15 protein-coding genes are annotated in these 13,755 nt (G+C 65.5%); 13 read left to right on the top strand and 2 right to left on the bottom strand.

The features are described from left to right. Positions 1-32: 32 nt before the first annotated feature. The 5 genes from prlC to IB232_RS12175 all read left to right on the top strand — a co-directional run bounded on the left by prlC (position 33) and on the right by IB232_RS12175 (position 4,854). Positions 33-2,081, top strand: a complete 2,049-nt coding sequence (prlC, locus tag IB232_RS12155; protein ID WP_192398893.1) for an oligopeptidase A — start codon at positions 33-35, stop codon at positions 2,079-2,081. Continuing rightward, positions 2,081-2,344, top strand: a complete 264-nt coding sequence (locus IB232_RS12160) for a YheV family putative zinc ribbon protein (protein WP_192398894.1) — start codon at positions 2,081-2,083, stop codon at positions 2,342-2,344. The genes prlC and IB232_RS12160 overlap by 1 nt, the downstream gene beginning before the upstream one ends. A 64-nt stretch (positions 2,345-2,408) precedes the next feature. Further along, entirely contained in the window at positions 2,409-2,903 is a 495-nt protein-coding gene (locus IB232_RS12165) for a hypothetical protein (protein WP_192398895.1), read from the top strand. 66 nt (positions 2,904-2,969) lie between these two features. After that, on the top strand, positions 2,970-4,031 hold the full coding sequence (locus IB232_RS12170) for a PA0069 family radical SAM protein (RefSeq protein ID WP_192398896.1): 1,062 nt from the start codon (positions 2,970-2,972) through the stop codon (positions 4,029-4,031). A gap of 97 nt (positions 4,032-4,128) precedes the next feature. Beyond that, positions 4,129-4,854 carry a carbonic anhydrase gene (locus IB232_RS12175; RefSeq protein ID WP_192398897.1) on the top strand — a complete coding sequence of 242 codons (726 nt, stop codon included), beginning with the start codon at positions 4,129-4,131 and terminating at the stop codon, positions 4,852-4,854. A gap of 46 nt (positions 4,855-4,900) precedes the next feature. On the opposite strand, the gene IB232_RS12180 is transcribed toward IB232_RS12175, so the two are convergent. Continuing rightward, positions 4,901-5,542, bottom strand: coding sequence for a hypothetical protein (locus tag IB232_RS12180; RefSeq protein WP_192398898.1), 642 nt, complete (start codon positions 5,540-5,542; stop codon positions 4,901-4,903). 375 nt (positions 5,543-5,917) lie between these two features. Here IB232_RS12180 and coxB point away from each other — a divergent pair, with 375 nt between their 5' ends. From coxB to IB232_RS12200, 4 genes are read left to right on the top strand one after another with little or no spacing between them, the layout of a single operon-like run. Further along, positions 5,918-7,042 carry a cytochrome c oxidase subunit II gene (coxB, locus tag IB232_RS12185; RefSeq protein ID WP_192398899.1) on the top strand — a complete coding sequence of 375 codons (1,125 nt, stop codon included), beginning with the start codon at positions 5,918-5,920 and terminating at the stop codon, positions 7,040-7,042. A 4-nt stretch (positions 7,043-7,046) separates the two neighbouring features. Further along, positions 7,047-8,651 (top strand): cytochrome c oxidase subunit I, encoded by a 1,605-nt coding sequence (gene ctaD / locus IB232_RS12190; protein WP_192398900.1) that lies wholly within the window; start codon positions 7,047-7,049, stop codon positions 8,649-8,651. Positions 8,652-8,661: 10 nt separating this feature from the next. Next, positions 8,662-9,240 carry a cytochrome c oxidase assembly protein gene (locus tag IB232_RS12195; RefSeq protein WP_192398901.1) on the top strand — a complete coding sequence of 193 codons (579 nt, stop codon included), beginning with the start codon at positions 8,662-8,664 and terminating at the stop codon, positions 9,238-9,240. A gap of 12 nt (positions 9,241-9,252) precedes the next feature. Next, positions 9,253-10,140, top strand: coding sequence for a cytochrome c oxidase subunit 3 (locus IB232_RS12200; RefSeq protein ID WP_192398902.1), 888 nt, complete (start codon positions 9,253-9,255; stop codon positions 10,138-10,140). A 6-nt stretch (positions 10,141-10,146) separates the two neighbouring features. Here IB232_RS12200 and IB232_RS12205 read toward each other — a convergent pair whose 3' ends face one another. Beyond that, the gene (locus tag IB232_RS12205; protein WP_192398903.1) at positions 10,147-10,350 is read right to left on the bottom strand and encodes a twin transmembrane helix small protein; all 204 of its coding nucleotides are present in this window, start codon (positions 10,348-10,350) and stop codon (positions 10,147-10,149) included. A 77-nt stretch (positions 10,351-10,427) separates the two neighbouring features. Between IB232_RS12205 and IB232_RS12210 the strand changes: the two genes are divergently transcribed. From IB232_RS12210 to cyoE, 4 genes are read left to right on the top strand one after another with little or no spacing between them, the layout of a single operon-like run. Next, positions 10,428-11,183, top strand: coding sequence for an SURF1 family protein (locus IB232_RS12210; RefSeq protein WP_192398904.1), 756 nt, complete (start codon positions 10,428-10,430; stop codon positions 11,181-11,183). Further along, the gene (locus IB232_RS12215; RefSeq protein ID WP_225592285.1) at positions 11,146-11,739 is read left to right on the top strand and encodes a hypothetical protein; all 594 of its coding nucleotides are present in this window, start codon (positions 11,146-11,148) and stop codon (positions 11,737-11,739) included. The genes IB232_RS12210 and IB232_RS12215 overlap by 38 nt, the downstream gene beginning before the upstream one ends. A gap of 42 nt (positions 11,740-11,781) precedes the next feature. Continuing rightward, positions 11,782-12,840 carry a COX15/CtaA family protein gene (locus IB232_RS12220; RefSeq protein WP_192398905.1) on the top strand — a complete coding sequence of 353 codons (1,059 nt, stop codon included), beginning with the start codon at positions 11,782-11,784 and terminating at the stop codon, positions 12,838-12,840. 15 nt (positions 12,841-12,855) lie between these two features. Continuing rightward, the gene (cyoE, locus tag IB232_RS12225; RefSeq protein WP_192398906.1) at positions 12,856-13,755 is read left to right on the top strand and encodes a heme o synthase; all 900 of its coding nucleotides are present in this window, start codon (positions 12,856-12,858) and stop codon (positions 13,753-13,755) included.

The raw sequence follows: 13,755 nt of genomic DNA on the forward strand, positions 1-13,755 counted from the left end.
TTCTGCATTCGCGTATTCAAAGGTGCCTCGCCGTGACCGCTGCCAATCCCCTGCTGCAAGACTTCGACCTGCCACCCTACTCGCTGATCAAGCCCGAGCATGTCGAGCCGGCCGTCGACCAGATTCTCGCCGACAGCCGCGTGGCCATCGCCGAGCTGCTCAAGACCCAGCAGGCCAACCCGAGCTGGGACGGCCTGGTGCTGGCGCTGGACGAGCTCAACGCGCGCCTGGGTCGTGCCTGGAGCCCGGTCAGCCACCTCAACGCGGTGTGCAACAACGCCGAGCTGCGTGCGGCCTACGAGGCCTGCCTGCCCAAGCTGTCCGAGTACTGGACCGAGATGGGCCAGAACAAGCCGCTGTTCGAGGCCTACGACGCGCTGGCCAAGAGCCCGGCTGCCGAAGGCTTCGACGTGGCGCAGAAGACCATCCTCGAACACGCCCTGCGCGACTTCCGCCTGAGCGGCATCGACCTGCCGGCCGAGCAGCAGAAGCGCTACGGCGAGATCCAGATGAAGCTGTCCGAGCTGGCCAGCAAATTCTCCAACCAGCTGCTCGACGCCACCCAGGCCTGGACCAAGCACATCACCGACGAGTCTCTGCTTGCCGGCCTCACCGACTCGGCCAAGGCGCAGATGGCCCAGGCCGCGCAGGCCAAGGAGCTGGACGGCTGGCTGATCACTTTGGAGTTCCCCAGTTACTACGCGGTGATGACCTACGCCGACGACCGCGCCCTGCGCGAAGAGGTCTACACCGCCTACTGTACCCGTGCTTCCGACCAGGGCCCGAACGCCGGGCAGAACGACAACGGCCCGGTGATGGCCGAGCTGCTCGACCTGCGCCAGGAGCTGGCGCGTCTGCTCGGCTTCGCCCACTACAGCGAGCTGAGCCTGGCCAGCAAGATGGCCGAGTCCACCGAGCAGGTGCTGCACTTCCTGCGTGACCTGGCGGTGCGCAGCAAGCCGTTTGCCGCCCAAGACCTGGAAGAGCTGAAAGCCTTCGCCGCCGAGCAAGGCGTCAACGACCTGCAGAGCTGGGACGTCGGCTACTTCAGCGAAAAGCTGCGCCAGCAGCGCTACAGCATTTCCCAGGAGGAAGTGCGCGCCTGGTTCCCGATCGACAAGGTGCTGACCGGCCTGTTCGCCATCGTGCAGAAGCTCTACGGCATCGAGATCAACGAGCTGAAAGAGTTCGACAGCTGGCACCCGGACGTGCGCCTGTTCGAGATCCGCGAGAATGGCCAACATGTCGGCCGCTTCTTCTTCGACCTCTACGCCCGCGCCAACAAGCGCGGTGGCGCCTGGATGGACGGCGCCCGCGACAAGCGTCGCGCGGCCTCCGGCAGCCTGATCGCCCCGGTGGCCAACCTGGTGTGCAACTTCACCCCCGCGGTCGGCGGCAAGCCGGCGCTGCTGACCCACGACGAAGTCACCACCCTGTTCCACGAGTTCGGCCACGGCCTGCACCACCTGCTGACCCGCGTCGAGCATGCCGGAGCCTCCGGCATCAACGGCGTGGCCTGGGATGCGGTGGAGCTGCCGAGCCAGTTCATGGAGAACTGGTGCTGGGAGCCCGAGGGCCTGGCGCTGATCTCCGGCCACTACGAGACCGGCGAGCCGCTGCCCCAGGCGCTGCTGGACAAGATGCTGGCGGCGAAGAACTTCCAGTCCGGCCTGATGATGGTGCGCCAGCTGGAGTTCAGCCTGTTCGACTTCGAACTGCACGCAACCCACGGCGACGGTCGCAGCGTGCTGCAGGTGCTGGAAGGCATCCGCGACGAGGTGGCGGTGGTGCGTCCGCCGGCCTTCAACCGCTTCGCCAACAGCTTCGCGCACATCTTCGCCGGCGGTTACGCGGCCGGTTACTACAGCTACAAGTGGGCCGAAGTGCTGTCCGCCGACGCCTTCTCCAAGTTCGAGGAAGAGGGCGTGCTCAACCCGGCCACCGGCCGCGCCTTCCGCGAGGCGATCCTGGCCCGCGGCGGCTCGCAGGAACCGATGGTGCTGTTCGTCGACTTCCGCGGTCGCGAGCCGAGCATCGACGCCCTGCTGCGTCACCTCGGCCTGAGCCAGGAGGCGGCGTGATGAGCGAGGTGAAAAAACGCTTCATCGCCGGCGCCGTGTGCCCGGCGTGCAGCGCGATGGACACCATCAAGATGTGGGACGAGGACGGCACGCCACACCGCGAATGCGTGGCCTGTGGCTATGCCGACACCCTCAACGCTCAGGGCCAGTCGGTGCCCAAGGAAGTCGGCACCCGGGTCAACCAGATTGCGCCCAAGCCGGCGGCGAGCAAGGGCCAGACCGTGCAGTTCTTCCCCAATCCCAAGCTGAAGAAGCCAGAGTAGGGCCAAGGCGAGGCAGGTCGCTCGCCTGCTGCCGCTTCAGCCATCGTCATCGACAGGGACGTCAATGAAGAGCCACTTCATCGCGCTAGCCTTGCTGGCGAGTAGCTCATTTTCCGGTGCCGCCGAAGAATTCGGCCCCTCGATCTACTCCGGCATGAATGCGCGCTTCGATCCGGCTGCCGAGGCCCGCTACCGCCAACCCGGGGCGGAGCTGCGTCTACTGCTGGCGCACCAGAATGCGAACACCGCCACCAACCATTTCTGCCTGCTGGGCTATCGCTGGGATTACGGCCTGGAGTTCGTCTCGGTGCACTGGCGCGAGGGACGGATGATCCTGCGCTGGCATGGCGAGACGGACTGGGCCGATGGTTTTCTCTCGGCGGTAGTGAGCGATGGTGTTGACCTGCAGACCGGCGTGATCGACGCCGAGGATTCGCGTGGCAGCACCTTCCTGGTCACCCGGCGCGATGCCGAGGGCACGCTCGAGGATTGTCGCAGTCACGGTCGTGAGTATGTGATCGAGCCGTTCACCGCGCCGCCGCCGGTCGAGGACGAGTAGGCGCCGCTGGCGTGGCCGGGTGAATCAGAATACTGTTCATGCATACAGTATTCTGGAGCATTGCCCATGTCCGTCACCTTGCCGCCCCGCGGCCGCGGCACCGCCAGCAACCCGCACAACCGCTTCGCCCCGACCCGCAGCCAGGTCGAGGATGACGGCTGGTTTCAGGAGGAGACGCCGCCCTGCCGCGCTACCGAGGTGCGCGCGGAGCGAGCCAAGACGGTGATCACCCGAAACCAGTCGCCGGACGTCGGTTTCGATCGCTCGGTGAATCCCTATCGCGGCTGCGAGCATGGCTGCATCTATTGTTTTGCCCGGCCCAGCCACGCCTATTGGGACATGTCGCCGGGCATCGACTTCGAGACCCGGCTGATCGCCAAGACCAACCTGGCCGAGCGCCTGGAAGAGGAGCTGAGCAAGCCCGGCTATATGCCGCAGCCGATTGCCCTGGGCATCAACACCGATGCCTACCAGCCGATAGAGCGCGAGCAGCGCCTGACCCGCCAGGCCCTGGAGATTCTGCTGCGCTTCCGCCATCCGCTGCACATCATCACCAAGAGCTCGCTGATCCTGCGCGACCTCGACCTGCTGCAGGAGCTGGCCAGCCGCAATCTGGTCAGCGTGGCGTTCAGCCTGACCACCCTGGACGACGATCTCAAGCGCATCATGGAGCCGCGTACCGCCTCGCCCGGCGCGCGCCTGCGGGCCATGCGCACTCTGGGCCAGGCCGGCGTACCGGTGACCGCGCTGGTGGCGCCGATCATCCCGATGATCAACGACATGGAGCTGGAGCGGATTCTCGAGGCGGCCCGCGACGCCGGCGCGCGCTCGGCCGGCTACGTGCTGTTGCGCCTGCCGCTGGAGATCGCCGAGCTGTTCGAGGAGTGGCTGCGCAGCCATTTCCCCGAGCGCGCCGAGCATGTGATGAGCCTGATCCGCCAGTCGCGCGGCGGCAAGAACTACGACAGCCGCTTCGGCACCCGCATGCGCGGCGAGGGCGCCTTCGCCGATCTGTTGTCGCAGCGCTTCAGCCTGGCGCGCAAACGCCTCGGCCTGACACACCGCGATGGTTTCAACCTCGATTGCAGCCAGTTCGCCCCACCCGGTCGGCAACTGGCGTTGCTGTAAACGAATTGTGACTCACCGGGGCTGGCAACTGTCCGCATGCCAGGTCGATAATCCGCACCGCGCGAAAGCGCGACGGTCCAGCACGAGGTGAGACGCCATGCCCTACAAGCACAACGCCATTCCCCTGCAGGCGCGTACCGCGCCGGAGAGCGCCGATGAGGCGCTGAACGCCATCGTTGGTGGCTTCAAGCGCTTCCGCAACGAGGTCTTCCCGCAACAGGAAGAGCTGTTCAAGGCCCTGGCCAGCGCACAGAACCCGCGCGCCATGTTCATCACCTGCGCCGACTCGCGCATCGTTCCCGAGCTGATCACCCAGAGCGCACCGGGCGACCTGTTCGTCACCCGCAACGTCGGCAACGTGGTGCCGGCCTACGGGCAGATGATGGGTGGCGTCTCCACCGCCATCGAGTACGCGGTGCTGGCCCTGGGTGTGCAGCACATCATCATCTGCGGCCACTCCGACTGCGGCGCGATGAAGGCGGTGCTGGCCCCCGAGACCCTGGAGAGCATGCCGACGGTGAAGGCCTGGCTGCGCCACAGCGAGGTGGCGCTCAAGGTGGTTGAGGCCAACTGTGGCTGCGAAGGCCACGACACCCTGGGCATCCTCACCGAGGAGAACGTGGTGGCCCAGCTCAACCACCTGTGCACCCACCCCTCGGTGGCGGCGCGCGTGGCCAGCGGCCAGCTGTTCATCCATGGCTGGGTCTACGACATCGAGACCAGCGCGATCCGTGCCTACGACGCCGAGCGCGGGAGCTTCCTGCCGCTGGATGGCGAGGTGGTGCCGATGGCCACGCCCAGGGCGCGCTACCAGTCCCAGTGAAACGACGAGGCCCGCAATCGCGGGCCTCGATGTATCTGGGGATGGCTCAGGCCGGCAGGCCCAGCTCCACGCCCAGCTGGCGCGACAGGCACGGCCAGTTCTGCCAGGCCGCCACCGTCTGCGGATTGCTCAGGCGGGCGCGGTATTCCTGCACCGAGTCCTGCTGGAACACCTGCTCGTCCAGCATCCCCTCCACCGCGTGGTGCACGGCTTCGTCCAACTGGTTGGCGAAGGGCTCGCCGATCAGCTGGTGGGCGATCACGTTGGCCACCGTGGTATCCAGCGGGATCAGCGGCTGGCCGAGGTGGGCGATATAGCGGTCGTTCACCTCCTCGACCAGGCGATGGGCGAGGTAGGCCTCGTCCAGCAGCGCATCCAGGCCCTGGTGTCCCTCCATGATGCTGGGCGGGCTGAGGAAGAACTGTTCGGCCAGCTTGAGCACCGGTTTCACCTGCGACTCGATGCCGGCCTCGCGGGCCACGGCGTTGGCGGCGTCGAGCACGTCCGGCACTTGCTCCACGTAGGCGGCGACGAAGCGTTCGAGCACGCCCCGCGCGTCGCTGGGGGGCAACTGGATGATCGGGTGCAGGCGGTCGAGCTGGCTATCGAGCTGGCGGGCCAGGTCACCGGTGGAGGTTTCGTGGACAAGGGCGCGCTGGATCTGGTCGCGCAGGGCGAGGGTATTCATGACGGCTCCGGACAGGGACATGAGGCAAGCAAACGAGAATTCACGTTAGCTGGCGAAGGACGCCGGCTAAGACCTGATTGTCATAATTATTTAATTTTTATTCGGCAACGCTATATCCCAGGCACCGCTCTGCGGCGCATCCCGCATCGCTCTAAGCCTGCACGGCAGGCGCAGAAATGGGGCGTTATTTTTCTGACTGCGTTGTGCTGACGCGGTCGCTGGCTATACTCGAAATCGCAAGGCGTTTACCTGATGGAACCGGACGGGCTTCGGCACGGAGAGGTTTCGACAAGTAGTAGCCAGCCGTTTTGGCAGTCGATCCCTTTGCCGCAGGCTTAGCCGGCGGGATAACAAGAACAACGAGGGGAACCCGCAATGATGCGACATCCACGAGTCTGGATGGGCCTCCTGCTGTGGTTGACATTTGGCTCGGCGCACGCCGAGTGGGCAGTGAATATGCTGCCGGGTGTCACCGAGGTCAGCCGTTCAGTCTTCGACCTGCACATGATCATTTTCTGGATCTGCGTCGTGATCGGCGTGGTGGTCTTCGGCGTGATGTTCTGGTCGATGCTGATCCACCGCCGCTCCACCGGCCAGCAGCCGGCGCATTTCCACGAAAGCACCACGGTAGAGATTCTCTGGACTGTCGTGCCCTTCGTCATCCTGGTGGCGATGGCCGTTCCGGCCACCAAGACGCTGATCGACATTTACGACACTTCCGAATCGGAACTGGACATCCAGGTCACCGGTTACCAGTGGAAGTGGCACTACAAGTACCTGGGCCAGGACGTCGAGTTCTTCAGCAACCTGGCTACGCCTTCCGACCAGATCTACAACAAGGCCGAGAAGGACGAGCATTACCTGCTCGAGGTCGACCAGCCGCTGGTGGTGCCCGTGGGGACCAAGGTGCGCTTCCTGATCACCGCCGCCGACGTGATCCACTCCTGGTGGGTACCGGCCCTGGCCGTGAAGAAGGACGCCATCCCCGGCTTCGTCAACGAATCCTGGACCCGCATCGAGGAACCCGGTCTCTACCGCGGTCAGTGCACCGAGCTGTGCGGCAAGGACCACGGCTTCATGCCGGTGGTGGTCGAGGCCAAGAGCAAGGAAGACTTCGCCAAGTGGCTGGCCGAGCGCAAGGAAGAGGCCGCCAAGATCAAGGAGCTGACCAGCAAGGAGTGGACCCGCGAGGAGCTGATGGCCCGCGGCGAGAAGGCCTACCAGACCAACTGCGCCTCCTGCCACCAGCCGAACGGCGAGGGTCTGCCGCCGATGTTCCCTGCGCTCAAGGGCTCGAAGATCGCCACCGGCGCAGCCGCCGACCACATCCGCATCGTGGTCGAGGGCAAGCAGGGCACCGCCATGGCCGCGTTCGGCAAGCAGCTGTCGGAAGTCGACCTCGCCGCCATCATCACCTACGAGCGCAACGCCTGGGGTAACAATGTCGGCGACATGGTCACCCCGAAGGACATCCTCGCGTTCAAACAGGCTCAGGAGTAAGGACATGAGTGCAGTGATCGATCCGGGCCATGCTGGCCACGGTCATGCCGGACATGACCATCACCATGGCCCTGCCAAGGGCCTGATGCGCTGGGTGCTGACCACCAACCACAAGGACATCGGCACGATGTACCTGTGGTTCAGCTTCGCCATGTTCCTGCTCGGCGGGTCCATGGCCATGGTGATCCGCGCGGAACTGTTCCAGCCGGGCCTGCAGATTGTCGAGCCGGCCTTCTTCAACCAGATGACCACCATGCACGGTCTGATCATGGTGTTCGGCGCCGTGATGCCGGCCTTCGTCGGCCTGGCCAACTGGATGATCCCGCTGATGGTCGGCGCGCCGGATATGGCCCTGCCGCGGATGAACAACTTCAGCTTCTGGTTGCTGCCGGCGGCCTTCGGCCTGCTGGTCAGCACTCTGTTCACCGAGGGCGGCGGGCCGAACTTCGGCTGGACCTTCTACGCGCCGCTGTCGACTACCTATGCGCCGGAGTCGGTGACCTTCTTCATCTTTGCCATCCACCTGATGGGCATCAGCTCGATCATGGGCGCGATCAACGTGATCGCCACCATCCTCAACCTGCGCGCCCCCGGCATGACCCTGATGAAGATGCCGCTGTTCGTTTGGACCTGGCTGATCACCGCCTTCCTGCTGATCGCGGTGATGCCGGTGCTGGCCGGGGTGGTGACCATGATGCTGATGGACATCCACTTCGGCACCAGCTTCTTCAGCGCGGCCGGTGGCGGTGACCCGGTGCTGTTCCAGCACGTGTTCTGGTTCTTCGGCCATCCCGAGGTGTACATCATGATCCTGCCGGCCTTCGGCGCCGTCAGCGCGATCATCCCGGCCTTCGCGCGCAAGCCGCTGTTCGGCTACACCTCGATGGTCTATGCCACCGCCTCGATCGCCTTCCTCTCGTTCATCGTCTGGGCGCACCACATGTTCACCGTCGGCATACCGCTGACCGGCGAGCTGTTCTTCATGTACGCCACCATGCTGATCGCCGTGCCCACCGGGGTGAAGGTGTTCAACTGGGTGAGCACCATGTGGCAAGGCTCGATGACTTTCGAGACGCCGATGCTGTTCGCCGTGGCCTTCGTCATCCTGTTCACCATTGGCGGCTTCTCCGGCCTGATGCTGGCCATCGCCCCGGCGGACTTCCAGTACCACGACACCTACTTCGTGGTGGCGCACTTCCACTACGTGCTGGTGCCCGGCGCGATCTTCGGCATCTTCGCCTCGGCGTATTACTGGTTGCCCAAGTGGACCGGCCACATGTACGACGAGACCCTCGGCAAGCTGCACTTCTGGATGAGCTTCATCGGCATGAACATGGCGTTCTTCCCGATGCACTTCGTCGGCCTGGCTGGCATGCCGCGGCGGATTCCGGACTACAACCTGCAGTTCGCCGACTTCAACATGATCTCGTCGATCGGTGCCTTCACCTTCGGCGCCACCCAGTTCCTCTTCCTGTTCATCGTCATCAAGTGCATCCGCAGCGGCAAACCGGCCGCGGCCAAGCCCTGGGACGGTGCCGAGGGGCTGGAGTGGACGGTGCCTTCGCCGGCGCCCTACCACACCTTCACCACTCCGCCGGAAGTGAAGTAGGAGCGCGCCCGTGAGCGAAGCCCTGGACAACCGCCGCCTGGTCCTCCGCCTGCTGGCGGTGGTGGTCGGCATGTTCGCCTTCGGCTTCCTCCTGGTGCCGATCTACGACGTGATGTGCCAGGCCTTCGGCATCAATGGCAAGACGGCCTCGGCTTACCAGGGCGAGCAGGTGGTGGACGAGGCGCGCCAGGTGCGCGTGCAGTTCCTCGCCACCAACGCCGCGGACATGGTCTGGGAGTTCCGCCCCAAGGCGGACGAGCTGACGGTGATGGCGGGAGCGAGCAACGAGATGCTGTTCGTTGCCTACAACCCGACCGAAAAGCCGATGACCGCCCAGGCCATCCCCAGCGTGGCGCCGTCCAAGGCCGCCGCCTTCTTCCACAAGACCGAATGCTTCTGCTTCACCCAGCAGGTGCTGCAACCCGGCGAGCGCATCGAGATGCCGGTGCGCTTCATCGTCGACAGAGATCTACCCAAGGATGTGAAGCACCTGACCCTGGCCTACACCCTGTTCGATATCACTGCGCGCAAACCGCCCGTCGCGCAGGCGACTCTTGCCCAGACAGCCCCTAGCCGGGCGGCTCCATAAGGAGAACAAGAAATGTCGAGTCACGAGAACTACTACGTTCCCGCCCAGAGCAAGTGGCCGATCATCGCCACCATCGGCATGCTCACCACCGTCTACGGTGTCGGCACCTGGTTCAACGACCTCAAGGCCGACCGCGCCGAATCCAACGGTCCGCTGATCTTCTTCATCGGTGGCCTGATCCTCGCCTACATGCTGTTCGGCTGGTTCGGCAACGTGATCAAGGAAAGCCGCGAGGGCCTGTACAGCCCGCAGATGGACCGCTCGTTCCGCTGGGGCATGAGCTGGTTCATCTTCTCCGAGGTGATGTTCTTCGCCGCCTTCTTCGGTGTGCTGTTCTACGTGCGCACCTGGGCAGCCCCCTGGCTAGGCGGTGAGGGCGACAAGGGCGTATCCAACATGCTGTGGCCTAACTTCGAGTACACCTGGCCGCTGCTGAACAACCCGGACCCGAAACTCTTCCCGGCGCCCAGCGGCGTGATCTCGGCCTGGGGGCTGCCGCTGCTCAACACCATTCTGCTGGTGACATCCAGCTTCACCGTGACCTTCGCCCACCACGCGCTGAAGAAGGACAACCGCAAGCAGCTGAAGATCTGGCTGGCGCTGACCGTGCTGCTCGGTATCGCCTTCCTGTTCTTCCAGGTTGAGGAGTACATCCACGCCTACAACGAGCTAGGCCTGACCCTGGGCTCGGGCATCTACGGCGCCACCTTCTTCATGCTCACCGGTTTCCACGGTGCGCACGTGACCCTCGGCGCGCTGATGCTTTCAATCATGCTGGTGCGGGTGTGGCGTGGGCACTTCAATGCCGACCAGCACTTCGCCTTCGAGGCGGCCAGCTGGTACTGGCACTTCGTCGACGTGGTGTGGATCGGCCTGTTCGTCTTCGTCTACATCCTGTAGCGGGGTTCACCAGGTGACATGAGAAACCAGCTGGCCGCTGAAGAAACCCCAGGAGATCAAGGCCAGGGTAGCGGCGGCCAGGATCACGCGGACGGTGAGGGCGTTAACCACCCGCGAACCGCGGCCCTCATCCTTGACCAGGAAGAACAGGCCGCTGAACAGGCTGACCAGGGTGGCCAGCAGTAGGAGGATGATCGCGGCCTTGAGCATGCGTGACTCCGGGGGATGGGGGAGATGGTGTGCAGTTCCAGTATAGCCAGCCGTGTCCGGGCTTTCGGGGGAAGGCCTTGAACGGCTTTCGCCCGGGCGTGTTGCCCAGCATCGTGGTGGCTCTGTTGCTGCCGCTGCTGGTCGGCCTGGGTTTCTGGCAACTGGCGCGCGCCGAGGAGAAGCGCGCCCTGCTCGCCGATTTCGAGGCGCGTCAGCACGCTGAGCCCATTGCCGTGACCGAGCTGGAGCGGCGCTCCGACCTCGCCCACCTGCGCATCCGCTTGCAGGGCCAGTTCGACGAACGCCACAGCCTGCTGCTGGACAACCGCCAGCGCGGCGGCCAGGTCGGCGTCGAGCTGTTGCAACCCTTCTACGACCAACCCAGCGGCTTGTGGCTGCTGGTCAACCGCGGCTGGCTGCCCTGGCCGGATCGGCGCAATCCTCCTTCTTTCACCACGCCCGAGCAGCCGCTGGAGCTGGTGGCGCGAGTTTATGTGCCGGTCGGCGAGGCCTTCCAGCTGCAGGCCGATCCGGTTGGCGGTGACTGGCCGCGACTGATCACCGTCGTCGAACCGGAGCGCCTGTGGCGCCAGCTCGGCCGTGGCGGCATGGCCTACGAAGTACGCCTGGAACCCGGCCCCGCCGCCTACCAGGCCGAGTGGCCGCTGGTGGCCATGGGCCCGGAGAAGCACAGCGGCTACGCCGTGCAGTGGTTCGCCCTGGCCGTCGCCCTGAGCGGCCTCTACCTCTATCTCGGCATTCACAATTCAAGACAGATCGCGCGGGAGCAACAGCATGAGCACAGCCATGAATCCGGCCCTTTCCACTCCTGAGGCGCCACCGGCGCGCGCCCGCGGGCGCTGGCAGCTGATCCTGCTGCTGCTGGTGGCGATCGGCCCGATGATCCTCGCCACCGCCATGTACCAGTGGCGCTTCTGGGTACCGGATGCGCGCAACTACCACGGCGCCCTGATCGGCGACGGCAGCCAGCTGGCCGATATCGGTGTGCAAGGCGCTGCCCAGGAACGCTGGCAACTGCTGGTGACCACGCCCGGCGATTGCGCCGACGACTGCCGCCAGCTGGTCTACACCGCCCGGCAAATCCATATCGGTCTGAATCGCGATGCCACCCGCGCCGCGCATGGCCTGGCCGTGGCCCGGCCGCTGGCGGCCGATTACGACCAGCAGTTGCAGCGCGAGTACCCGCAGCTGGGTCGTTACTCGCTGGACACTCTGCGCTACCAGAAGGCCGTGCCCGCTGGCGAAGGTGCCCAGCTGTGGATAGTCGACCCGAACGGCAACCTGGTGCTGCGCTACGACGGCAAGACCAAGGGCAAGGACATCCTCAACGACCTGCGCCTCTTGCTGAAGCTGTCGCAGATCGGCTGATCGACTCGGACTGCTGGCCCATAACAATAAGAGAGGCCCCGGATGAGTGAACGCAAGACCCTGCCCGGCTACCGCCTGGCCATGTTCGCCACCGCCCTGGCGGTGGTGGTGGTGCTGCTCGGCGCCTATACCCGGCTGACCCACGCCGGCCTCGGCTGCCCGGACTGGCCGGGCTGCTACGGCTTCATCGGCGTGCCGATGAGCGAGCACAAGCAGAGCCTGGCCGAGGAGCGCTTCCCCCATGCGCCGGTGGAGGTGGAGAAGGGCTGGAACGAGATGGTTCACCGCTACTTCGCCGGTACCCTCGGTCTGGTCATCCTCGGTCTGGCCGTGCAGGCCCTGCGCCGCCGCGCTGTCGACGGCCAGCCGTTGAAGCTGCCGTTGCTGCTGCTCGGCGTGGTCATCGCCCAGGCCGCCTTCGGCATGTGGACGGTCACCCTCAAGCTGTGGCCGCAGGTGGTCACGGGCCACCTGCTCGGCGGCTTCACTACCCTGGCCCTGTTGTTCCTGCTCAGCCTGCGCCTGTCCGGCGCGCTGCCGGTGTTGCCCGGACTTTCCCTGCGCCTGCGCGCGCTGGCCGGTGTGGCGCTGGTGCTGGCGGGCTGCCAGATCGCTCTGGGCGGCTGGGTCAGCTCCAACTACGCGGCGGTGGCCTGCGTCGATCTGCCGACCTGCCATGGTGAATGGTGGCCGGCGATGGACTTCGCCAACGGCTTCCACCTGACCCAGCACATCGGCCCCAACTACCTGGGTGGTCAACTCGACAGCGACGCCCGCACCGCCATCCATATGACCCACAGGCTCGGTGCGGTGGCGCTCAGCCTGGTTCTGCTGCTGCTGGCCTGGCGTCTGCGCGCCGCCGGCCTCGGTCGTCTGGCCGGCCTGCTGCTGCTGGCGCTGGCCGCGCAGGTCAGCCTGGGTGTGAGCAACGTGCTGCTGCACCTGCCGCTGGCCGTGGCCGTGGCGCACAACGCCGGCGGCGCCGCGCTGCTGCTGGTGCTGGTCCTGATCAACTATCGCCTGCGGGCGGTTCCCCTGGCGGCGAGCAAGCGCGTGGAGGCCGACCTGGCCGACACCCGCCTCGCTCCGCTGGGTAAATAAGCAAGGAGATACGCCATGGCTACTGTGCTGCGAGCCCACTCCGAATCCGCCAGCTGGCGCGACTACCTGGAGCTGACCAAGCCCCGGGTGGTACTGCTGATGCTGATCACCTCGCTGGTCGGCATGTTCCTCGCCACCCGCGCCGGCGTGCCCTGGACCGTGCTGTTGTTCGGCAACCTCGGCATCGGCCTGTGCGCCGGGGCTGCGGCGGCGGTCAACCATGTGGTCGACCGGCGCATCGACTCGATCATGGCGCGCACCCACAAGCGCCCGGTCACTGCCGGGCGGCTCTCGGTGCCGGCAGCGCTGGGCTTCGCCCTGCTGCTGGCGGTGGCCGGGATGGCTCTGCTGCTCAGCTTCACCAACGAGCTGGCCGCCTGGCTGACCCTGGCCTCGCTGCTCGGCTACGCAGTGCTCTACACCGGCTTTCTCAAGCGCGCCACGCCGCAGAACATCGTGATCGGCGGGTTGGCCGGCGCCGCGCCGCCGCTGCTCGGCTGGGTCGCCGTTACCGGGCATATCAGTGCCGAGCCGCTGCTGCTGGTGCTGATCATCTTCGCCTGGACCCCGCCGCACTTCTGGGCCCTGGCCATCCACCGCAAGGAGGAATACGCCAAGGCCGACATCCCCATGCTGCCGGTGACCCACGGCGAGCACTACACCAAGGTGCACATCCTGCTGTACACCGCCGTGATGCTGGCAGTGACCCTGCTGCCCTACGCCATCCACATGAGCGGGCCGCTCTATCTCGCCGCCGCGCTGGTGCTCGGCGGACGCTTCATGTTCTGGGTCTGGGTGCTGTACCGTGACAGCCGGCCGCACGCCGCGATCAACACCTTCAAGTACAGTATCTGGTACCTGTTCCTGCTGTTCATCGCCCTGCTGGCGGACCACTACCTGCTGCTCAACCTCTGA

This window comes from Pseudomonas sp. PDM15 (assembly GCF_014851565.1).
GTDB lineage: Bacteria > Pseudomonadota > Gammaproteobacteria > Pseudomonadales > Pseudomonadaceae > Aquipseudomonas.